Below are 23,710 nucleotides of genomic sequence, written 5' to 3' on the forward strand. Positions count from 1 at the left end.
AACATGTCTTATACTACATTTAGCCGAAACCATAATAACCAAATGCTAGAGCCAATGTTTTTTGGCCAAACTGTTAACGTATCTCGTTATGACCAACAAAAATACCCAATTTTTGAAAAGTTAATCGAAAAGCAACTGTCTTTCTTTTGGCGTCCTGAAGAAGTAGATGTAAGCAAAGACCGTTTAGACTTTCAAGCATTACCAGATCACGAAAAGCATATATTTTTAAGTAACTTAAAATATCAAACTTTGCTTGATAGCGTACAAGGTCGTTCACCTAACGTTGCCCTACTTCCTATTGTATCGTTACCAGAGCTTGAAACATGGATAGAAACGTGGGCATTTAGTGAAACGATTCACAGCCGCTCGTACACGCATATTATTCGTAATGTTACGCAAGCCCCTGAACTTATTTTTGATGACATAGTTAGCAACGATAAAATAAGCGAACGTGCCGATGCTGTAACCACATACTACGATGACTTAATTAATTCAGTGTCGCTTTACAACCTTTACGGTGAAGGCAAACACGAAATTAACGGCAAAACAGTGATCGTTAATTTGTTCGAACTTAAAAAGAAACTTTACCTTGCCATGATGTCGGTAAATATTCTTGAAGCCATTCGTTTTTATGTAAGCTTTGCGTGTTCGTTTGCGTTTGCTGAGCGTGAATTAATGGAAGGTAACGCTAAAATTATTAAGCTTATTGCGCGTGATGAAGCACTTCATCTTTCGGGTACTCAGCATATTTTAAATATTATGCAAGACGGTAAAGACGACCCAGAAATGGCAATTGTTGCAGCTCAGTGCCGCGACGAAGCTATTAAAATGTTTGTAGAAGCCGCAGAGCAAGAAAAAGAATGGGCAGAGTACCTATTTAAAGATGGTTCTATGATTGGTCTAAACAAGCATATTTTATGTCAGTACGTTGAGTACATTACTAACGCACGTATGACCGCTATTGGCTTACCAGCACAGTTTGAAAATAACAGTAACCCTATTCCATGGATCAATTCATGGTTAGTGTCTGATAACGTTCAAGTAGCACCACAAGAAGCTGAAATTAGCTCATACCTTGTTGGTCAAATCGACTCGCAAGTAGATGCCTCTGAATTTGGTGACTTTGATTTATAATGAGTGACAAGTCTACTGCAAGCATAACGCTTGCAGAAAACAGCCAGTGTATAGAATTTACCACTGGCTGCCCTTCTGTTTTACAGTGCTTAGAATCCATGAAAATAGACGTTGCATTCCAATGCCGCGAAGGTTACTGCGGCGCCTGTAGAGCAACGTTAGTGTCAGGTAGTGTTGAGTATAACGAAGAGCCACTGGCGTTTGTGCGCGAAGGCGAAATACTCCTGTGCTGCTGCAAGCCTAATGGTGACATAAGCATAAATTTAAAATAATTTATGAACAAAATAAAAAGCCGATAATTTATTATCGGCTTTGTTATTTATAAATCAACGACCCAGGGAGATTGTTGTTTAATTATATTATTTTTCTTTTAAGTAAACGGTTTTCTTTTCTAGATATTGCTCTAAACCAAACTTACCGTCTTCACCGCCAAAACCACTTTGTTTCCAGCCATTATGAAAACCTTGATGCTGCTCACCCATACCACGGTTAATATATACCTCACCCACTTCTAATTCGTTAATAGCTTTATTAATATCAAAAAAGTTTTGAGTGAATATATAGGCGCTTAAGCCATAAATACTGTCGTTACAGTACTGTATTGCTTGATCCATATCTTTAACTTTTACAATAGGGAGTACTGGGCCAAAAGTTTCTTCGTGTACTGCAATGTTATCTTGCTTAACGTCTACAAGTAACGTTGGTTCGTACCAACAACCACCTTCGAAACCCTCAACAGAAGCAACTTTACCACCAGTGGCGACAGAAGCGCCTTGTTGAATACTTTGTTGAACAATGTGGTCAATGTTGTCTATTTCACGTTGATTACATTTAGGACCCATTTGTGTATCTGGGTTCATAGGATCCCCAACACGAAGTGCTTTTACTGCTGGTATAAATTTAGCCATAAATGCATCGTACACAGACTCTTGAACATATAAACGCTCAACACAGGTACATACTTGCCCGCAGTTAGCAAAGCGACCCCAAAGCGCACCTTCAACAGCCTCATCAAGGTCGGCATCTGCCATAACAACCATCGGGGCTTTACCGCCAAGTTCAAGCATTACAGGCGTCATGTATTCTGCGCTAGTTTTATAGATTTGCTTACCTGCAGCAGTAGAGCCTGTCATGGTGATCATTTTAGTAATTGGGCTTTCACACAATGCTTGGCCAACAACAGAACCTGATCCATTAATAACGTTTAGCACGCCAGCAGGAATCCCCGCTTCGTTTGCTAAACGACCCAGCTCGGTGGTTGCTAAAGGTGTTTCTTGGGTAGGTTTTAATACAATAGAGTTACCTGTAATCAACGCAGGTCCAATTTTACGACCAGCCAATGCCAGCGGAAAATTCCACGCAGTAATACCAACAACTACGCCACGTGGCACTTTATGAATGTATATTTTTTCATCTTCGTTATCTGAAGGTAAAATATCGCCTTCAATAGTAAGTGCATGGTCGCATGCATAGTCAATAAAAGTCGCTGTTACGTCGACTTCCATTTGTGCAACTGATAGCAATTTACCTTGCTCTGCAACAAGCATTGGTGCAAGAATATCTTTATTTTCACGAATTTTATTAGCAAACACGCGCAATATATTTTGACGTGTGCGAGCTGTCAATTTAGCCCACTTTTTCTGGCCTACATTCGCTGACTCAAGTGCATACTGCGCATCTTCTATACAGCCTTTTGGTATTTCACCAATTTTTTTACCCGTAGAGGGGCTTAGTATTTCAATGATGCCGCTCGCTTTAGACGCAACATATTCACCGTTTATAAAATTTACATTATTATGGAAGTTCATTGAACTATCTCCCCATCCATCCGCCATCAACCAATAAAATAGCGCCGTTTACATAACTAGCAGCCTCAGAAGCCAAGAACACTGCGGGCCCTTTAAAGTCTTCAGGATTTCCCCATCGACCTTGTGGAATGCGCGCTAAGATGGCTGCATTACGCTCTTTGTCATTGCGTAATGCTTCAGTGTTATCGGTATCAATGTAACCTGGCGCAATGGCATTTACATTAATGCCTTTACCTGCCCATTCGTTAGAAAGCGCCATAACCAATTGCCCAATAGCACCTTTACTAGCTGCGTAACCTGGTACTGTAATACCACCTTGAAAAGTGAGCAAAGAAGCCGTGAAAATAACTTTACCCTCGCCATGCTCTATCATTTGTTTGCCTATTTCGCGGCTTAAAATAAATTGAGCATTTAAGTTAACTTCAATCACTTTATCCCATAAATCATCTCCATGCTCAGCCGCTGGTGCACGTAAGATTGTACCTGCATTATTGACTAAAATATCAATTTTAGGAAAATCGCTTTTAACATCATTAATAAAAGAATAAAGCGCATCACGATCACCAAAGTCACATTGATAGGCTTTAAAGTTTCGGCCAAGGGCTTTAACTTCTTTTTCTACTTCTGAGCCTTCAAGCTCTAAGCTTGCAGACACACCAATAATATCAGCGCCAGCCTGTGCTAAACCTAGTGCAATACCTTTACCAATACCGCGCTTACAACCTGTAACAAGGGCTACTTTGCCTTCTAAGCTAAATTTTTCTAACATATTATTCATTTTAATACCTTTATAATTTTTATTATTGTGGATTACATTCAACAAGCGCTTTCATGCCTTCTGGATTTCCATTCATACTCGAAAATGCACTACCAATATCAGTTAACGAACTAACCGAACTAATAAAAGGTTTAAGATCTATTTGGCCCGATGAAATTAACTCTATTGCCCAATCAAAATCTGCCGCTTCGTATACGCGCGCACCTAATAACTCCAACTCTTTCCAAAAGAATTGAAATAAATCGATTTCAGGTTTAACACTGTGAATAGCCACCATGACTATACGACCCCGACGCCCTGCTATTTCGGTCATAGCCTCTATTGCGGGTTTTACGCCTGATACTTCAAATACAACATCTGCACCTTTTGTTTGCGTCCAGCTATCTACATAGGCAGCTAAATCTTCTTCAATGGGATTAACCGATTTAACACCTAGCTCATTGGCAAAAGCACGGCGGCTTTCGTTAGGCTCAGACACGAGCACTTCTGCACCAACACTTTTAGCAACCGCAGCAACTAATTGCCCAATTGGCCCGCCACCAAGTACAACCACTTTCTCACCCGCTTGTAAGCGCGAGCGTCGTACATCATGGCACGCAACAGATAACGGCTCTATTAATGCGCCTTGTTTTAAATCAACGCCTGCTGGTAATTTATGCAAAGTACGCGCTTTAACTGTCCAGCTTGACTGAAAAGCACCTGGCGTATCTATTCCCATAAACTTTAAGTTTTGACAAATATGCGTATGCCCTGCATTACACGTAGGACAATCGCCACACCAATCTAATGGACGTACTACCACGTTTTCGCCTACAGCAAAGCCTTCAACGCCTTCACCTATTTCTGCAACAACACCTGATATTTCATGGCCAATTGTTTGCGGAATAGACACTCGTTGATCCATTACGCCGTGGTATATGTGCATATCTGTACCGCAAATCCCAACGTATCCAACACTCAATCTAATCTCACCCGCTTTAGGTTTAATAGATGTGCCTTCAACAATGTTAAATGACTTGTTACCTATATATTGTGCAGCTTGCATATTTTTATACCTTCAAGAATGTTTAATTAAATAGTAACCAAGTAAAGCATCATCAAAACAATGCCGATACGAGGAATATCAAAGTGAACTATCACACCTTAATATGGTTTATTGTTAACAATTTACACCTAGGTATGTTGTTTGTAAAGCCACTATCAAAATTTAATATAACTTTAGAGCGCAAAAGCCAATACGTTAAAAAGCATTAAGAATAGTTATTAAAATTTACTTGTATGTTTTAATATCAACATATATTGTCAACAATTAACATGGTATAAAGAGGGACAATAATGATTAAAAACAAAAAATCTGCGCTTAGCGTAGTGATTATCAGCGCTCTAAACTTAGCGGGATGCAGTCAAAACATACAAACACACACGCCCAGTAGTAAAACAAATAACAACGTAGTCTTTTCTGACGTATCTGAACAAGCAGGTTTAATAACACAAAAAAATTGGAAGTATGGCGGCCCTACCATTGCAGATATAAACAGTGATGGTCACTATGACCTACTACTAACAAATCACGACACCACTCCTATTCGGTTGTTTATGGCAAATGGCGATAATACATACACACTACAAGATAATATTTTTCCACGAGCAGATCTTCATGGGATGTCGGCCGGTGATTACGACAACGATGGCGATCTCGACGTACTTATTGCACTAGGCGGTGGAAATGGCACCACACCTCAACCCCAGCGACTACTTAAGAACAATAATGGTAAATTTGAAGATAAAACTGTTGAAGCTGGCTTATCTAAAATGGGGGCTCGCGGGCGCTCTGTGCGCTGGGTTGATGTAGATGCCGATGGTGATCTTGATTTTATACAAGTAAACGCCGAAAAATTAATTCACGAAAATTCACCACGCAATATCATTTTTGAAAATCTCGGTAATGGAAAGTTTACTTATCACCCATCAGCTACTTTTGAAAATATAAAAGCCGAGCGTGTATTATTAACCGATTACAATAACGATGACATACTCGATATTTTTGCTTTTGATGGATACAACGATTTAACTATTTATCAAGGTAATAACGACTTTACCTTTGCCAATGTTACTAAAGATCTATTAGGTGCAAATAGTGAAGCCTACAAAGGCACGCTCGCAGTTGCACAAGCTGATATAGATAACGACGGCGATATGGACTACTACCTTGCTCGCGGAAAGCTAAGCTACGCTATCGCTAATAACAGTCTATCGTTTAATAAAGGCAGCAAACGGCTAGACCTGCGTGATGAAGGTAATAAAAGCCACGATGGCATAACACTCATTACCGACAACACAAACTCAGGAAGTCTTATACTAAGTGACTTTTATCACTTCCCGCGTGCCAAGCTATTAAGCCAAATGGATGTATACATAGGTGAGAAAAAAGAACTAATAAATACACCTAGTAAAAACACCACCATTAGCCAGAAAAAAGCGCAAGGGTTTCCAACTAAGCTTGATAAAACCGGCTGGTACATTGGGTATTTAGGGAATAATAAATGGCGAGTGGAATGGGTACTTACCGACAACCTTGCATGGGATGTACGCGCATCATTCAAAAATGTAAAAAACTATCAAAGCGATTGGCAACCACAAAATCTCGCCCTTCCTGATGTATTACTACGTAACGATAATGGTAAGCTGGTTGATATTTCATCTAAATTATCAGCATTAACAAACAGTAATAACTGGGGGGTTGTACCCGGCGATTTTAATAACGACACAAAAATAGACTTTATGGTCTATCGCTTTGGCGAACTAAAAGAGCGAGTTGCTGATGTTTTACTCATTAACCAAGGTGATTACAAATTTAAAGCAACAATCACTCACAACGCTGATACCGAACGTGGCTTAGACTCACACGGCGATATGGGAGCCGCATTTGACTTTAACCTAGATGGAAAACTCGACCTACTAAGCGGAGATGAAGATAACGGCCAATGGCATTTATATAAAAATACCACTGAGTTAAGTCACGCCCACTTCACCCTTATTAGAGTTGGATACTCAAAAAGTGGGGTTGATCCGTATGGTGCAAAAGTACAAATTAAAACAGCAACTGCGAACCAATATCAAGTTATTGGCTCACAAAGTGCTACTCACTCGCAAAGCTTACTTAATATTGTGCATTTTGGATTAGCACAAGCTGATACGCTTTCATCAGTTGTAATTACATGGCGAGATGGCAGCCAAAAAACGCTCACTAATGTTAAGGTAGACTCACTAATAAAAGTGGGAGAATTTAAGTAAGTCCTGTTTAATATGTACTAGCTCAGGCTTGATCTGACAGTTACCCATTTTTCTAATGATGACTGTTAGTTTAGATTTGAGCTAAATTATTTTCTGCCCAAACCGTTTTTCCATCCAGTGATGTTTTAAGTGGTGTTCGACCGCAACATACTTTCCCTTGATGAGTCCGATCATTGTTGTAGTAATCCATCCATTCGTCCAGATCTTTTTATAGTTCTTCCTTAAGCGTATAGCTAACAATTGAACGAACACCACTACCTGAAAAAAACACGCCTAATTTACGAAGCTCATTGCTGCTTCTATGATGGCCGTGAGCAGGATAGTCAACTGCATATTTAATGACGGCTTGCTCTGTTTCTTCGTCAACGCGATTCTTTATATTTAGTGTACGGTGGTTCTTTTCGATTAACGCATCAATCCCCCCTCATTAACGAGTTCTTGATAACGATAAAATGTATCTCGTGATACGCCCATGACTTTACAGGCTCTTGATACATTGCCTAGTTCTTCAGCAAGGTTAAGTAAACCGGCTTTGTGTTTTATGGTTGGGTTGTTAGTGTGCAACATGAGAGTTACCTTTTTGTTTGTTTTGATTTAAAGATTCGACACCTTTATCAAAACGGGTAACTCTCACTTTTTCAAGTTGAATTGTCAGATATTGTCTGAACTAATACATATAAGTTAACTTAATATATTTTTGCCTTTATTCTCTTGTTGATGAATAGTTACTGGCCATCCTGGATACTGATTACTTGCTTTACCATCGGCTATATCTATTAAAAACTTATATGCTTCCATTGTGTATGTCAGCTTTTTAGAATCAAATGTAATAAAGCCAAAACCACTCCCTTTCTCATGTGCCTTTACATAACGATTACTGGATTTACCAACCTGTGGATTTCCTACCGCATAGACATAAATCTTATTACCGAAAGTGTCATTATATTCGCCAGTTTCGCCAAGGCCGTGTGCTGGCCGGTTTTGGTAAGGCATGCTCATCGAATCAGGTTTCCACCATCTTGGCCAACCGGCAGAAATAGCTGGCGTACAAAAAGCCCAATTGCTATCTCTTTGCTGGTTTACGCCATATTGCGATAAAGAACCTAAATGGGTATCTCCACAAATATGTAACGCCATAGAGTCACGCATTGCGTCAATTGCACGGTTACGTGCAGATGCAGGCCAACCACTCGAATCAAAATCATATTTCAAGAAGCGATCAGGTAGGGGCTGATGAGTAGAAATAGCAGCAAACACCGTTTGACTTAATACCGCTTTTAATTTATGCCCACGCCAATCATTACCCCACTTTATAAGAAAGTTCTCTTGGCGGTTTCCTAACAGGTCTAAGCCGGGGGGATTGAATATAGGATTATAAAAAAGTGGGTCTTCATCTTGTCCCGTTTCGCCAACCGCAACATTAATACGCTCTGGGCCACTTTTCCATTGTCTGTCGGCAAGAATCGCAAAACCGACACCGCCATATAGCATAGTGCCATAATACGAGCTAATACCATTAGTTGGCGTTGGATCATAAGGATCTGGATTATGGTTGAGAGTGGTTTTATGTATCATATTTATCACGCGTGCAGAATCAATATAACCACCTAATGCACTTGCTGAAGGGTCTTTGGAAATGTTTTCCATCCTTGCACCACCTTCCCCCCACAAATTACCTTGGAGTACATCATGATCATCGGGCAAACAAATTGTCGGTTGATTACGCATTACCTCTTTGAAAGCCAAGCCAAACTGATAGAATTTGCGTAAGTAATTTAAAATCGCTAAATTATCTGGAGTACGAATTACACCAAATCCGCCATGACTTTCATAAATTTGATCACCAGAAAAGAACACCAAATCGGGGTTTAGTTTTTCGACATTTTGAGCAACAGGTTGGTACGGAAAACCATAATCATTTTGACACGTGAGCGCGGCCATTCGTAATTTTTCACTCGCTGGGTTCGCTTTTATAATCCCTGAATATATATCTGGGGTTTGTGTACCATCTGTGTGTTTTTCACGGTATACAACCCGAAAAGGCGTATCGCGTGTTTCATCCCAATTAGCAATACGAAAGGTCGCCAACCAGCCATCATGGTCTATGACTTGCGAATCAATAGCGAGCCACTGATCATCACGCTGTATTTGTAGTTCTATTTGCTGATTATCTTGTTCACCTATAGGCCCTGTGTAAGCACTCAACTTCATCACAAAGCCTTCATCACTCAATGTATCGTTTAACGAATACATAGTCCAAAGTATCGGACCAAACGCTTGTTCATCTATTACTGAAAATGCTTCACCTTGCATGGTCCAATTACTAAATTTATATCGTGCGCCCAACTTGTCTTCAGGTGCATTTTCATATGTGACGGATGGAATCGAAAAGTTACTCACCAACGCCACATTGCCTAATAATTCAGTGGCTGCAGCCAAATGAGTGAGAGTACCTATCACTTTTCCTGACGACGTTAAACTAACCGTTAACTCTAAAGCCATGGCACCTGATTGAGGTGTTCCAGTCAGCGTTAAAGTAACAGCTTGATCCTCTATCGGAATCGATATAGGCACGGTGTTATTGCCTAACACTAAATCGTTGTTTTTAATACCAAGGTCATAACCCTGCTGTACAAAACAATTACTACGGTATTCATTTAATTCACTTTTAGCACCAAGACGAATACCCGCGCCACCATCGTTGCTGTTTTGCTCTAAGCGAGACACTTGCACCGACATTGTAAAAGATTGGTCAAGATGCGCTATTTGGTGAGTGAGTGAATGAACACTACGATTACCACCTCTACTTCTACATTCAGCAGCACCATTAACTACGCGCCAATCCTCCATTGGATTAGCCCAATATTGTTTTCCAAGCCATACTCTATCATACGTTTTATACCAATTATCATGATGAGATTTAGTACCGCGGGTAGTTGTTGAAGCCACTGTCCCAAAACTGCTAGTGCAACCAGAAATTCCTGTAGCAGCAACACCAGCAGCAAGCATTTTGAGGACTGAACGACGAGATATGTTTTTGTTCATAGTTTTAATCTCACAAATCAAATATTGTTAACAGTAAACAAACTATATTTGATTTTTTACTAAAGATCAGCATTTTTTTTTTCTAAAAACGGTTACAAATTGATAAAAGTTAATTGCAAGTATTATCAGAGATGTTTACCTAGACACTAAATATTTTAGCTAGCTTGTTATAAAAAGGTATTATTGCAGATAGTTTTCTTAACCCGCCCTATATAAAGCTTTGTTTAGATAACCGATTAGAGCTTCCCACTATGAGAAAACTACAGTAACAATTTCTAAAATGAGATAGATTCTCCACTTTCAGTTAATAAATTTTTTGGGCTTGTTTATAAGTCATATCGCCTTTTTCTACAGCGTCGACAACTTGCAATTTAAAGCCTAATGAATAATCTCGTTGTGTTCTTTTAATCGGTGTGTTCTTTTAATCGGTGTATTATTTGACTTGGTCATAATAAGTCCTAAATGTGTAAACACATTTCAGGACGAGACAAGTAACAAAAGCCAAAAAGCCCGCAGAAATGCTGCGGGCTTTTTATTAGATTAAAAATTTAGAAATTAATACGGGTATTAAGTCTCAATGTCCGGCCTGTTTTATATGCGTAAACAGTACGTGATTTAGTTGCATCGCCTTCAAGCGGGCTGCCTTCGGAGAACGTTTGGCCACCAGCATTTAAGAAACGACTGGTAAAGTATTGTCTTACGCCTTCGTCGGTTACATTGGCAACTTGTAGTGATACCGTCATGTAGTTATTTACTTTATAACTTGCAGAAAAGTCGAGCGTTTTACGTCCCTCTTCCCACAGCGATCCGTTTTCCCATGAGCGTTGTACTAGCTGATCGGTTGTCCCTTGGTAAGATAGACGTAATTGATGACCATCTTTTTCCCAAAAACCCGTTACGTTGTAGCTATGCTCTGGCGTATAGGCAACCGCCAATGAAGGAATTTTTACATTATTATCAATCGATGATACTTCTTGATCGTACTTACTGTCTTGATATGTATAGTTAGCCTGCAAGCCAAGGCCGGACCAAATACCCGGTAAGTTATCGTAGGTTTGCATGTATTGAAGCTCTAACCCTTTAATACTTGCCCCTTTACCATTTTTAATTCGGGTGGTGTTAAATTTGGCACACATTTGCTCTAAGTCGCCCGAATACATCCACTCTTTTTGATAATCCTGGCCACCTTGAAAACGCTTAGGCATACATTTTTCTAAGCTATCTTGGCCTGCAATAAGTACTAAATCGTCTGGGTTATAAGATTCGCCCTCTTCGAGTCCCACTCCACGTAGGTCATCCATGTAGGTAACAATCGTTTCAGACTCTTCAAAGTTTGTCATGTCTTTATAAAATAATGATGCTGCTAATAATCCCGAATCGTTGAAATACCATTCATATGATAAATCAAGGTTTATTGATTCAAGTGGATCGAGTTTAGGATTGGTAAGCGTAATTGAGTTGTTACGGTTTTCACCGCCCCATTGTGTTTCTCTTACTTTAAAACCAGGACGTAGTGAATCTATTTGTGGACGAGCCATTGTTTTAGATGCTGCAAAACGAATAATGGTGTCTTCACTTTGCAAGTAGTTAATATTGATACTGGGTAAAAACAAATCGTAGTCGTGCTCACCAGTTACTGCAAACGAGCGTAAGCTTCTGTCTTCTGTTGGTAATAAGTTTCCATTTGCATCAAATTTACGCTCGCCATATATCCAGTTTTTTTCGGTTGATACATCAGAATGGCGCCATAACCACCACTCAGATTCATTTGGATTACCACGTACAGCGTTAGGATCATGACACGCGCCTTGAGCAGGAATAGCCACATCGTCTGATTTATCAATAGTGCCTTTTGTGTCGTAGCCTAGACCATCGGTTCTCGACCAGCGTATTTCTTCGTTGTAATCTGCACCATAAAATTGCGTTGCAGCACACAGTGGTAAGCTAGTATCACGCAACTCTGCTAATTTAAATGGGTCCATTAAACGAGCATTATTTGAAGGGTCAAATGCAAACTGTACACCCGATGCACCTTGCACTTCTACAGTCGTTTTTACATAACGCACACCCACATCACCTGTAACACGTCCATCTGCTAATTCAAAATTTAGCTTGGTGTAAAATGCTAAGTTATCTAGCTCTGTATTGCGAGTGTTTGAATCGTCTGTGGCAAAAGCAACTTCTGGACTCCCTAAAGCTACTTCAAATGCTTTAAAAGCCGAAAATCGATTCCACCCATCGGTTACATTGTCGCGGCCATAACCTAAATCAGCCATAAAATCGTCAACAGGAAACCCTTCACCGTTGGTTATTAAATCACCAGAAATATCTCTTAAACCGCTACCAAGTACTGCAGGTTGGCCTGTTGCAGGGTTTATAACTACAACCCCCTCGCCTACACTATTAAAGGCACCTTGCTGAGCATCTACATATTTTGTACGTTTTGACCATTTTGCACCAAATTCAATTGAGCGTACATAGCTTGTGTCAAGCACGTAATCAAAATCGACAAAGAGCGATTTTTGTTCATCTTCGACTTCGTTGAGGGTTCTGCCCATGTACGATAAATGCTGCGCTTTTAGCTCATCCGGATTAAATCCCGTGGTGCTGTAGTTATCCCATAGATTTGTTGGGTCACCAAAAGTGTCGTTTTCGCCGTAATCAATTAAGCCGGTGCCTGTAACTAATTTACACGGACCGCCTGCTGTACAGTCATAACCAACAGGCTCCATATCCTCTGGTGGCACATTTACTAAGCTCCATGCACTAATATTGGCAAAATTTTGCAGTGCAACGTACACTGAGTTTTCTGGTATTTGCTGCGTTTTAGAGTACCCAACGCCAGCTTCCATCGAAAATGAGTCACTAAAACCGTGATTCATATCAAGTGAGTAAACTTGGTTTTTATTTTCAAATTCACCTTCTGACTGCACTAAACCACCGTTACCAAAGCGGTTGATAAATTTAGTAAATGTATTCGTTTTTAAATCGATTGTACGCCAGCTAGCTTCAGGATCAGTAAATTTAGCTGTCACGCCAGAAAGGCCTGGGTCTTCACCTTCAACTAAGTTTTTAGTTTCCATTGAGCGCGTATTAATACCATGCATTGAGTTATTAACATCTTGTTTTGCAAGGTTTGCGTTAAAGTTAAACTCTGTGTTTTCACTTGCTCGCCACTGCAAACCTAAGTTAATACTGGTGCGGTCATTTTGACTATCAAAAAGCTGATAATTAACTAAACGAGGTGTAATACCTACCGCATTTTCAACAACGTTGCCATTTGTATCTGTTGCTAAAGGCGACTGAACTGCTGTCCACTCTGTAGCAGAGTATTGGTCTTTTCGGTATTCGTTAGTCTCTTTAACTGCAGTAAAAACCACGCCAAAGGTATCGTCAAAAAGCTTTTTCGACATCGTACCCGATATTTTATAATTTTCTTTATCAGATAAATCGTTGTACCTACCTTCTAAAGTCATAGTGGAAATTTCATAATTTAAATCAAGCGGCTTTGTAGTCGAAAGATTGATATTTGCGCCTAGCGAACCCTCTTCATGATCTGCACTCGGTGTTTTTACCACTTCAATTTTAGATAAAATATCGGATGAATACTGCGATAAGTCTACGCCTTGGCTAAAACCTGTAGAACCTAATTGCACACCATTCATGCTAATATTGTTTTGTTGTGAGTTAGCACCACGCACAGATATTCGTGCACCTTCACCATCAACAGATTGCACCGACACACCAGTTACACGAGAAAGCGCATCAGCGATGTTTTGATCAGTGGACTTACCAATGTCTTCAGCGTTTATGGAGTCAACAACGTTTTCAGCAAAACGCTTATCATTAATAGATTTTTTAAGACTGGCGGCTAACCCGCTGACTTCAATTATTTCAATATCGGCTTCTACTTTCGGTTTTTCTTGTGTGCTTTCGTCTTGCTTGGCGTAAACCAATTGTGTTGCAAGTACTGCAGCTGTAATCGCGCTCAACTTGAACGCTTTGTTGATGATTGTCATGTGTGTTCCCTTTCTAAGGTATTATTATGTTGTCAGGTTAATCTTTTGTAAACAATAATATAATAACCAAACAATTGTCAACTGTATTTTGTTAACAATATTTATTTGATTATAAAAAACCAACTTAATGCGTAAGCATTAAATTGCTCTTAAGTAACAGTGTTAAAGTAAATATTTACACAGAGTTTATCGTCAATAGTTCTAGCCTAATCAAAATTCTTTTATATACGGCCAACCAGTAAACTGCTTTTCTGTTGATGGATCTGTATTCCACTCCCAGCACTCTAATTGATAATATTTTTTTGCATGGTTTATTTTAATAATTCCATAACCTTCACTTTTTAAGTTTCTGTCAGCTAAAAACTTACCCCACGTTGTATTTTGTTTAGCAAAAAGTTTATGCGTAACTTTTGGGTTAGCTGCCGCTAGAACTCGCATTTTATTGCCAAACGTGTCGGTAAAATCACCGGTGTTTTTGTCGTTGTTTCGCTGATTTGGTAAAGGTGCGTAGGGTTCAAACCATCGCTGCCAAAATGCTGCGCTAGCTGGGCCTGCAAAAAACAAGCTGCCATCATCAAAAGTATTGATTCCTTGATAGGCAAGCAATCCGAGGTGTTGATCTCCCGCAATTACTAATGCGTTAGCGTCACTTACTAGTTTTACTGCGCGTGTACGCCCATCAGCCGGGTAGCCATTTGCATCGTAATCTATTAATGCTTTGCCATTTTCATCGGTTTGAGGCGACCCCCACATGGAAGCTGTAATACATATTTTAGGTTTACCCGGGTGCATAGTTTGCCAGTCTTTTAAAAAGGCTTCTTGGCGTTTACCTAATAACTCACCCGTTGTGGCAAGCTTATTAGCTTTGTAGTCAGGTGGCGTTTTAAATTTACGATCCTCAACCATCGCAAAACTAATACCGCCATATTCAAATGCAGCATAACTAACCGGAATATCATATTTTATCGGTGTGGGATCGTAAGGGTCCGGATTATGCCCATTTTGCATACGGTAGATCATTCTAACAAGGTCTTTGTCCCACTTATAACCGCCGTCTTCCTCTTTTAGCATATCGGAGTGATCGCCACCATCGCCCCACAAGTTACCTTGCAGCACATCATGGTCATCAACTAAAACAAGTGTAGGCTTATCTTTTATACTATCGGCAAATGCCCAGTACCATAAGTACCATTTATATAAGGTATCTAGTTTGGCATCTTTTGTGTGCCGACCATAACGAGTTGGGTATGTTTCATAGTACTGATCGCCACAAAAAACATACATATCAGGGTTATGATAATTGGCATTTTCAACAAGCTCAGTGTGAGGGAATAAAATATTATCTTTGGTGTAACGCCCTAAATCGCGCTCGCTGCTAATAAGGCGCGTGTAATGTGTGTTGTCTAAGCTTTTAGAAGTAGGAATAATACAAGAGTACAATGCAATCGTGAATTCTTTAGTATTTTGTGGGTCCTTAGCAATAGTGCCAAAGTATAAAGTGTCTTCAGGCTTTTGTGGGTTAACAATTCTGTATTGAGCTTGTTTTAAATAGTTCCAATTACTTAACCTAAACCTTGCTACAAACCCATCTTCAATTTTTGCTGTGCCTGCATGCTGCCAATCCAATTGGTTTTCAAACTTATATTGCAGCTCTACGCGTGAAAATTCTTTAATATTAATAGGCATTAACTGACAAGATAACTTGAGTACCTGTTTATTAACGCTATACATACACCCCATAACCGGGCCTAAGGTATTGGCATTATTTAGAGTTATTTTACCGCCACCGGTTTCAATATCACTAAACCCCCAACGTGCGCCTGCTACAAAAGGCTCTGAGGAGCTTAATAACGAAATCCCCCCTTGCAGTTGTTCTGCGGGTACTTTGTGAAGTACTGCAAATCCTAACTCCTGGGCTGTATTTGTGTTACTTGCCACAAGACGAATATCAAAATGGTGTGCATCTATTGGGTCTAAATGGCAATCGAGTGTTATTTTATCGCCGCTTTTATATTGTTGTATATTAAATGGAGTACGATTAATAATAGTAAAATCAAGCGCTTTGCTTTCATCATCAAACTGTCTAAATGATAATTTACCTAAACTGTCAAAGGCGGCAATTATTCCGCCATTTTCGCCACCAGCTCGCTGTGCTAAAGCAGCACCTTTAGCTGATAGCTCACCTTTGCCAATTCCTAATAAAAATCCACAAAAGCCCTCTTCATTCGGTGTTAAATTGCGTACGGTGGCTTTTATACGCCCACTTTGTAATGAGCCATTAAGTTGCCTGGTGAGTAACGATACAGTACGCGCTTCAAAATCTTTTCCTTCTCGGGTACATAAAAGCTCATTACCTATACGCTGCCAATCTTGTAGTCTGTTGCCCCAAAAATGCTTACCAAGCCACACCTGCTTACTAAAATTAGTATTATCTAATGGCGCAGTTGAGGTTAAGTCACCTCGGTATGATGCAAATAATCCGCTGCAACCACTTAACAGGCTTGAACTTAGTAGACCAGCGCTGAGTTTTAAAAAACTTCTCCGTTTCATTTTAATCACCTTTATTATTGTGTGTGGATTAGGGCGCCTTGTGTAGACAGTGCTTTACATAAGGAAGTTATACATTTGGATAGCCATTAGGGTTATTACTTTGCCAGCGCCATGTGTCTTTCATCATGTCTGCGAGGGTATATTGACATTGCCAGCCTAAAACAGACTGGGCTTTAGATGAATCGGCCCAAAAGGCAGCTAAGTCGCCATCTCGGCGCTTTACAATGTCAAAGTTAATATCAACTCCGGTATACTCAATAAATGCTTTTACTATGCCAAGCACAGAATAAGGAGTACCAGTGCCTAGGTTAAATGCTTCATATAGACTGTGGTGTTGCTCGCCAAGCCATTTAAGGGCTTTAATATGACCATTGGCTAAATCACTAACGTGTATATAGTCACGCTCACATGTACCGTCTTCAGTAGGGTAATCGCCTCCAAAAATAGCTAATTTGTCACGTTTACCTACAGCAACTTGAGCAATAAAGGGCATTAAATTGTTAGGAATACCTAATGGGTCTTCTCCTATTTGGCCGCTAATATCTGCGCCAATAGGATTAAAGTAGCGCAGGCTGGCTACTTGCAAACCGGTATTTGAGGCGACTATTTCTTGTAGTATTTGCTCAATCATTACCTTTGTTTGCCCATACGGGCTTGCTGCACGCCCTAGAGGTAAACTTTCGGTATAAGGCACCGATGCGCCTTGTCCATAAACTGTAGCTGATGAGCTAAACACGAGTTTATCAACATTATATTTAAGCATGCATTGGCATAAATTTAAGGTAGACACCAAGTTGGTATAATAATACTCAAGTGGTTTTTCTATGGATTCGCCTACCGCTTTTAAACCTGCAAAGTGAATAACCGAATCAAATTTATGCTCGCTAAACGTGGCAGACAACTTATCGTTATCAAGTAAACTGGCGTGAATAAATTCAACTTTTCGCTTTGATAACGCTTCTACGCGAGTTAGCGATTCACGACTCGAGTTACTTAAATCGTCTATTACTACTACGTCAAAACCATCTTTTAATAAGCTTAAAACAGTGTGGCTGCCAATATATCCCGCGCCTCCTGTTACCAGTACTTTTTTCATTAGATTGTCCTTATGCTCTTATAAGTGATACACCAGCTGAAGGTACGCTTGTGTAAATCGTTTCTTTTAATCCTGTTTGTTGCTCGTACTGCGTTTCAATAGCACTAATTACATTCTCTACCAAAAAATTAGGAACAAACGCCACTACACAACCACCAAAGCCACCGCCCGTCATTCTTACGCCGCCGTGTTCATTAATTACTTTTGCGATAATATTCACAAGAGTGTCGATTTGGGAGGTGGTTATTTCGAACAAATCACGCATAGAGGCATGGCTTTGTGCCATTAGTGTACTTAGTTTGGTTATATCGTTATTACTAAAGGCTTGCATGGCTTCTAATGTGCGCGCATTTTCATACACAATGTGCTCTACACGCTTGGCTACTTCAACGCTTAATGTATGTTTTTTTGCCTCAAACTCATCAATACTTACATCGCGCAAGCTCGGTTTAGACAAAGCTTCTGCCCCTGCATAACATTGCTCTCGGCGTAAGTTATATTCGCTATCAAGCAAGCCTCGTTTAACGTTTGAGTTAACCATTAAAATAGTCATCTTTGGGTCAATGCTCACTTCAATTAAATCAAGTGAGCGGCAATCTATACCCAATGCTTGTCCTTGCTGACCACACGCCGATATAAGCTGATCCATAATTCCACAGTTGCAGCCCACAAAATTGTTTTCAGCGGCTTGTGCAATTTGAGCTATGTCTTTTCGCTCAATAAACAATTCACATAAATGATTAAATGCATAAGCAATACCTACCTCAAGTGCAGCCGATGAACTAAGACCAGCTCCTTGCGGGACATTACCTGTGATGCATATATCGCAGCCACTGAGTTTATGATTTCGTTTTTGCAGTTCATCAACTACGCCGCGAACATAATTACTCCACGTTTGCGTACTGTGGCTATTAAGCGGTTTATTTACTAAAAAGTTGTCAGTTTGGTTATCGCAATCAAGTGCAAGTACATTTACTACATCGTCAGTTCGAGGGGACACCGCAATGTAAGTAGCGTATTCAATGGCACAAGGCAGTACAAAACCATCATTGTAATCGGTGTGCTCACCAATTAAATTAACACGCCCTGGGGCTTTGACAACAAAGTCGGCATCGCGTCCAAAGTGGTTTGAAAAAGCTAACCGTGCGCTTTGTTCAACATTCATTTAGTGTTCTCTTTATAATGCGTTAGTGATTGTTTCTTCAAAATAGTGGCAGCTTGCTCGGGTGTAATATCACGCTGTGCTTCGGCCATCATTTCGTATCCAACCATAAATTTTTTAACACTGGCTGATCGTAGTAATGGCGGTAAAAACTGCGCATGTAATTGCCAAAATAAGTGGCTTTGACCATCATAAGGCGCGCCATGCCAGCCCATAGAGTATGGAAATGAACACTGAAATAAGTTATCGTAACGAGTTGTTATATTTTTAATAATTTCAGCTAGACTACTTTGTTGAACGTCTGTCAGCTGTATCATTTGAGTAATCGCAAACCGAGGCAATAGCAGTGTTTCAAATGGCCATGCAGCCCAATAAGGCACAACCACCAGCCAATCATCGTTTACACAAACCACGCGTTCTTGCTTTTCAATTTCACGTTTTGCGTAATCAAGCAGTAAATTACTTTTATACTTTTCGTAATATCGTTTGAGGTTTTCGTGTTTACGCGCAACCAAACTAGGTAATTTATTTTGTGCCCAAATTTGACCATGTGGATGTGGGTTAGAGCACCCCATTACAGCGCCTTTATTTTCAAATACCTGAACCCATTTGTAAGTTTTTGATAACTCTACGCATTGCTCTTGCCATGTGCTTACTACATTTGTAACTTGCGAAACACTAAGCTCTGGTAGTGTTTTTGCATGATTAGGCGAAAAACAAATAACACGCGCAGTGCCACGCTCTGTATGCATACTAAATAGCGGATCGGTTTGCTCCACATCAGGCACACCTTCACGCAAGGCGGCAAAGTCATTAGTAAACACAAAGGTGTTTTTGTAATCTGGATTTACTTCACCGTTAATACGCGTATTGCCTTTACATAAAAAGCAGCTTTCGTCGTATTCTGGTTTAACCTCAATATCTACACTTTCTTCTTGACCTTGCCATGGGCGTTTAGCCCGGTGTGGCGACACCAACACATATTCATTTAATAATGGGTTTAAACGCCGGTGTGGATGCTCTGTCGGGTCAAATTGATTTTGTTGCTCACTCATTCTTTACTTTCCCTAGTTACTGTTTTGAAAGGTACCGGCGTCGAGCACTTGCTTACGAGGCGTAAAACGACAAATATAGTTCCAGTTCCAACTGGCATCGTATTTATGGCACAATCCCCAGCTAATTCCAGGTGCTGGATTTTGCTCAAACCCTTGTGCAGGCCTATATAAACCAATTGCTTCTGGACCGCCTTTTATATGCGCCATAATTTCAAAATTAATACCGTCCTGAGCAAATTGAATGGTGTTTTTTTCAGGGCCATCGGTTGTTAGCAAACTAGCAATACCCCCTTTATAATTCCAAACAACGACCTCATGACCGCTATTTGAAATAGGGTTATAAGGCGATTTAACATAAGGACCTAATACATCATCAGCAATAGCAACACCGTGTTTTATTTCACGACCACCAAAGTTCATTCCTTCACCTTGGGTTTCGCCTTTGTAGTACAAGTAAAATTTATTATTAAAAAATACTAAACATGGGTCGTGTACTTTATGACTATCAAAACTACCTTTAGCTGTTACTGCAAAACGACTGTCTTCATCACCAAGCCATTTACCATCTTTGCTTGGGCTTACAATCGGTTTTGGTGATTTTATCCACGGCCCAAATGCAGATTCAGAGTGAGCTATTGCAATATGTTCGTACTGACGATTTGTATAAGGTGTTTGTACTGTTTGATAAACCAAATAATAATGACCTTGGTGTTCAAACACTTCAGGCGTAAAAATTGCTCTGTCGTCGTAATCACCTGGTTTACCTGGGCTTACAGCTAAGCCTTGTTCTTGCCATGTAATACTGTCTTTTGAGGTGGCATGCCAAACTTGCGTTAAATCCCATGGAAATACTTTGTCATTCGGATTAGTAGAGTTAAAACCAACCGTTTCCCCCTCACCTTTGGTGTACCAACAATGGTAAACACCATCAATGTATAAAACAGATGAAGGATCGCGACGTATAACCCCTTCTTCATAGGCAAAATCACCCAGCAACGGTTCTATATCAAATTCGGTAAGCCACTGCGGGCCATATTTATCGTAGCCACGCTCTATTGCACGCTTACTTGCTAAACTTAATTTTTTATCAGACATGTTAATTCCTTACTTACCTAGGCTTATATTTAGCGACTGGTATACGTCAAGAGGTAAAATCGCGCCTTGATGCTGCACAACTTGTGAGGCAACACTGTCAGCCATTTCTAATGCATTTTGAGGGTTTTGTGCGCACATTCTGGCGGCTAAGTAGGTTCCGGCAAATGAGTCACCTGCCGCTGTACTATCAACTTGCTTTGCAGCGGGTGTAAACGGACATGACGCTTTAAGATCATCTTTGCAATAAACCTGCATCCCGGCACTACCAGCTTTAATAACAATTTCGTCGATATCAAATTGTGTACAGTACTGAACAATCTCTTCAATGCTTGAATGACCGAATAACACACGGTGATCATCAAGACCTGGTAAAACTACATTACTAAGCGCATAAGCACGCTCTAGCCATTTAATAGCGTGGCTTTTTGATTGCCACATACGCGCGCGATAATTAGGGTCGAACGCAATTGTGCAGCCTTGTTTTTTAAGAGCAGCTAATAATGTGAGTAAACCTTGTTTAGATTCATCATCTAAAATACCTAAACTAATGCCACTGAAAAACACCCAGTCTGATTCTTTCAAACCTAAATTAAATGGCTTTTGAGTATATAAACTCATCATATGCTTCGCTGCTGATTGATTACGCCAATAATCAAAGCTTCGCTCACCATCAGCATCCGTTGAAATAGCGTAAATACCCACGTTATAGTCTGCTGTTGTAATCACGTTTTGTGTATTAATACCTTCTTGTTGCCAACATTTGAGCATATTGGCACTCAGGACGTCGCTACCTACAGCTGTAAATAGCGCGCAATTTAGTGTGTTAGCAAAACGCTTTGCATACACAAGAGCATTGTAAGTATCGCCCGCAAATGACTGCTTGCATTCGCTAATACCTGTTGGTACTAGCTCAACCATACATTCGCCTATAGCGAGTAAAGTACTCACACACCCTCCTGTACTTTTTTAGTGTGTAGGCCTTCTAGGTAGACTTCAATTTCTTCTATCGATTTATTTTTAGTCTCTGGCATAAACTTAAATAACAATGCAAAGCCGGCTACACCCGATACGGTATAAAGTAAAAAGATGTTTGCAGCGCCTAAATTACTTAGCTGCCATGGGAAAAACTGCTGAACAAAATAGCTAATTACACTGGCTATAAATGCAAAGGTAGGAATGGCCACACCTCGAATACGAGTCGGGAATATTTCAGAAAATATTACCCACATAATTGGCCCAATCGAAAAGTGAAAGGCTGCAATAAAGCCCGCTATACCAAATGATATAAGTGGCGCGTTTATAGTTGCTGCGCGTGAAATTAAATCGCTTTCAAATAATTGCTGTTGCGAAGCTGTAAGTACGCTCGCTAAAGCCTGCTTAAATTCAATATCACTGTGATACACGGTACCAATTATGTGCTCCAGTCCTGTAATAGAGTTTAACGCTGAAAACGAGGTTATATCTTCAGCCGACAAACTATATTCTGCCTGGCTAAAGCCTAAATAACACATAAACAAACTAATTGTTGCAGCTGCTAATCCCCAAATAACAAGGGGTCTGCGCCCTAACTTATCTATCAAAGCAATAGCTACCACAGTAAATACAATACTGACTAAACCAATTAAAACAGCGTTAAAAAAAGCAGCATCAGTGCCGACTCCCAGTTGTTCAAACACCGTTGGAGCATAAAACATTATGGCGTTAATCCCCGTCACTTGCTGCACAATAGCAATAGTAAAAGCAATAATGACAGCTGTGCGAACACGACTTTCGAGTAGCTGTTTAAATGAAGAAAAATACCCACCTGTTTCGCTGTAATCAACCAAGCTCTCTTTAATACTCTTAAGTTGCTCTTGGGCCAATTCAGTATTTTTATTTAAACGATGCAAGATAGTTATAGCGCGTGTTTCGTTGCCTTTCATAACTAACCAACGCGGGCTTTGGGGAATAGTAAATAATAATAAAAACCATAAAATAGCAGGAATAATCTCAACGCCTAGCATCCAGCGCCATAAATTATCTTGTACATTCCACTGTGTTACCCACTCAAAATTACTGTGAGCTAAATCAACAAGTAAGTAGTTAGCAAAATACGCTGCGGATAATCCAACAACAATATTTATTTGAATCATAGACACTAATTTACCACGGTACTTAGACGGTGCAACTTCACCTATATACATAGCAGCGACCGATAAAGACGTGAATGCTAATCCACCTATAAAACGAGCAGTAACTAATAGCTCGTAACTTGGCGCGAAAACCGATGCAATTGCCGACAGTATGTATATAAACGCAATGCCTATTAAGGTATTTTTTCGGCCAAACATATTGCATATGTAACCGGTAATGACTAAAGCAAATAGCACACCAAAACCAGGCGCACTTACTACAGTGCCTATTTGGATGTCAGATAAATTAAATTCTGCAGATACAAAACGAACCGTACCTGAAATAAGAGCAGCGTCTAATCCAAAAATAAAGCCACCAAAGGCGACGATAAATGCAAAGAAAAACACATTACGTTTGCTACCATTCATACTTCTATCCAACTTTGTTGTTATCATTGTGTGTTGCTTTATATAGAGAATAAAGCGAGTGCTAGTGTCAAAACCCAACATTGTTAACAATTAACCATGAGTAATAACTTCGAGACTATTTCAAAATTAACGCA

General features: G+C 40.0%; 15 protein-coding genes and 1 pseudogene. 3 read left to right on the forward strand and 13 right to left on the reverse strand.

The genetic code is table 11. From position 1 onward, the window contains the following. Positions 1-3: 3 nt before the first annotated feature. On the forward strand, positions 4-1,134 hold the full coding sequence (gene nrdB / locus GQR55_RS00240) for a class Ia ribonucleoside-diphosphate reductase subunit beta (RefSeq protein WP_165727486.1): 1,131 nt from the start codon (positions 4-6) through the stop codon (positions 1,132-1,134). Next, complete coding sequence (gene yfaE / locus GQR55_RS00245) at positions 1,134-1,406, forward strand: class I ribonucleotide reductase maintenance protein YfaE (protein ID WP_166419024.1); 273 nt, start codon at positions 1,134-1,136, stop codon at positions 1,404-1,406. Before nrdB ends, yfaE begins: the two co-directional genes overlap by 1 nt. Positions 1,407-1,493: 87 nt before the next feature. Here the strand turns inward: yfaE and aldA are convergent, their stop codons facing one another. Genes aldA through GQR55_RS00260 form a run of 3 tightly spaced genes read right to left on the reverse strand, consistent with a single transcriptional unit; the run spans position 1,494 to position 4,765 of the window. After that, positions 1,494-2,942: an aldehyde dehydrogenase gene (gene aldA, locus GQR55_RS00250; protein WP_166419025.1), complete on the reverse strand. Its 1,449-nt coding sequence runs from the start codon at positions 2,940-2,942 to the stop codon at positions 1,494-1,496. A 4-nt stretch (positions 2,943-2,946) separates the two neighbouring features. Next, complete coding sequence (locus tag GQR55_RS00255) at positions 2,947-3,711, reverse strand: 2,5-didehydro-3-deoxy-L-galactonate 5-reductase (protein WP_033016439.1); 765 nt, start codon at positions 3,709-3,711, stop codon at positions 2,947-2,949. Between the two features lie 31 nt (positions 3,712-3,742). Further along, on the reverse strand, positions 3,743-4,765 hold the full coding sequence (locus tag GQR55_RS00260; protein ID WP_166419026.1) for an alcohol dehydrogenase catalytic domain-containing protein: 1,023 nt from the start codon (positions 4,763-4,765) through the stop codon (positions 3,743-3,745). 290 nt (positions 4,766-5,055) lie between these two features. Between GQR55_RS00260 and GQR55_RS00265 the strand changes: the two genes are divergently transcribed. Further along, positions 5,056-7,014 carry a CRTAC1 family protein gene (locus GQR55_RS00265; protein ID WP_166110886.1) on the forward strand — a complete coding sequence of 653 codons (1,959 nt, stop codon included), beginning with the start codon at positions 5,056-5,058 and terminating at the stop codon, positions 7,012-7,014. A 70-nt stretch (positions 7,015-7,084) separates the two neighbouring features. On the opposite strand, the pseudogene GQR55_RS00270 reads toward GQR55_RS00265, so the two are convergent. The 10 genes and pseudogenes from GQR55_RS00270 to GQR55_RS00315 all read right to left on the reverse strand — a co-directional run bounded on the left by GQR55_RS00270 (position 7,085) and on the right by GQR55_RS00315 (position 23,576). After that, positions 7,085-7,581: pseudogene (locus GQR55_RS00270) on the reverse strand (helix-turn-helix domain-containing protein). A 114-nt stretch (positions 7,582-7,695) separates the two neighbouring features. Further along, entirely contained in the window at positions 7,696-10,059 is a 2,364-nt protein-coding gene (locus GQR55_RS00275; RefSeq protein WP_166419027.1) for an alkaline phosphatase D family protein, read from the reverse strand. 548 nt (positions 10,060-10,607) lie between these two features. After that, on the reverse strand, positions 10,608-14,078 hold the full coding sequence (locus tag GQR55_RS00280; protein ID WP_165741745.1) for a TonB-dependent receptor: 3,471 nt from the start codon (positions 14,076-14,078) through the stop codon (positions 10,608-10,610). Positions 14,079-14,288: 210 nt separating this feature from the next. Next, positions 14,289-16,628 carry an alkaline phosphatase D family protein gene (locus GQR55_RS00285; protein WP_166419028.1) on the reverse strand — a complete coding sequence of 780 codons (2,340 nt, stop codon included), beginning with the start codon at positions 16,626-16,628 and terminating at the stop codon, positions 14,289-14,291. 67 nt (positions 16,629-16,695) lie between these two features. After that, positions 16,696-17,724 (reverse strand): UDP-glucose 4-epimerase GalE, encoded by a 1,029-nt coding sequence (gene galE / locus GQR55_RS00290; protein ID WP_165740990.1) that lies wholly within the window; start codon positions 17,722-17,724, stop codon positions 16,696-16,698. Between the two features lie 10 nt (positions 17,725-17,734). Next, positions 17,735-18,889: a galactokinase gene (gene galK / locus GQR55_RS00295; protein ID WP_165727477.1), complete on the reverse strand. Its 1,155-nt coding sequence runs from the start codon at positions 18,887-18,889 to the stop codon at positions 17,735-17,737. Beyond that, a complete protein-coding gene (locus tag GQR55_RS00300; protein ID WP_166419029.1) occupies positions 18,886-19,941 on the reverse strand; it encodes a UDP-glucose--hexose-1-phosphate uridylyltransferase in 1,056 nt (351 codons plus the stop codon). Before GQR55_RS00300 ends, galK begins: the two co-directional genes overlap by 4 nt. Before the next feature lie 12 nt (positions 19,942-19,953). Further along, positions 19,954-21,036 (reverse strand): glycosyl hydrolase, encoded by a 1,083-nt coding sequence (locus GQR55_RS00305; RefSeq protein ID WP_165727475.1) that lies wholly within the window; start codon positions 21,034-21,036, stop codon positions 19,954-19,956. A 9-nt stretch (positions 21,037-21,045) separates the two neighbouring features. Next, on the reverse strand, positions 21,046-21,984 hold the full coding sequence (locus GQR55_RS00310) for a sugar kinase (RefSeq protein WP_166419030.1): 939 nt from the start codon (positions 21,982-21,984) through the stop codon (positions 21,046-21,048). Then, positions 21,981-23,576, reverse strand: coding sequence for an MFS transporter (locus GQR55_RS00315; RefSeq protein WP_165727473.1), 1,596 nt, complete (start codon positions 23,574-23,576; stop codon positions 21,981-21,983). Before GQR55_RS00315 ends, GQR55_RS00310 begins: the two co-directional genes overlap by 4 nt. Between the last annotated feature and the right edge of the window lie 134 nt (positions 23,577-23,710).

It is taken from the genome of Pseudoalteromonas sp. Z1A8, from assembly GCF_011378855.1.
GTDB lineage: Bacteria > Pseudomonadota > Gammaproteobacteria > Enterobacterales > Alteromonadaceae > Pseudoalteromonas.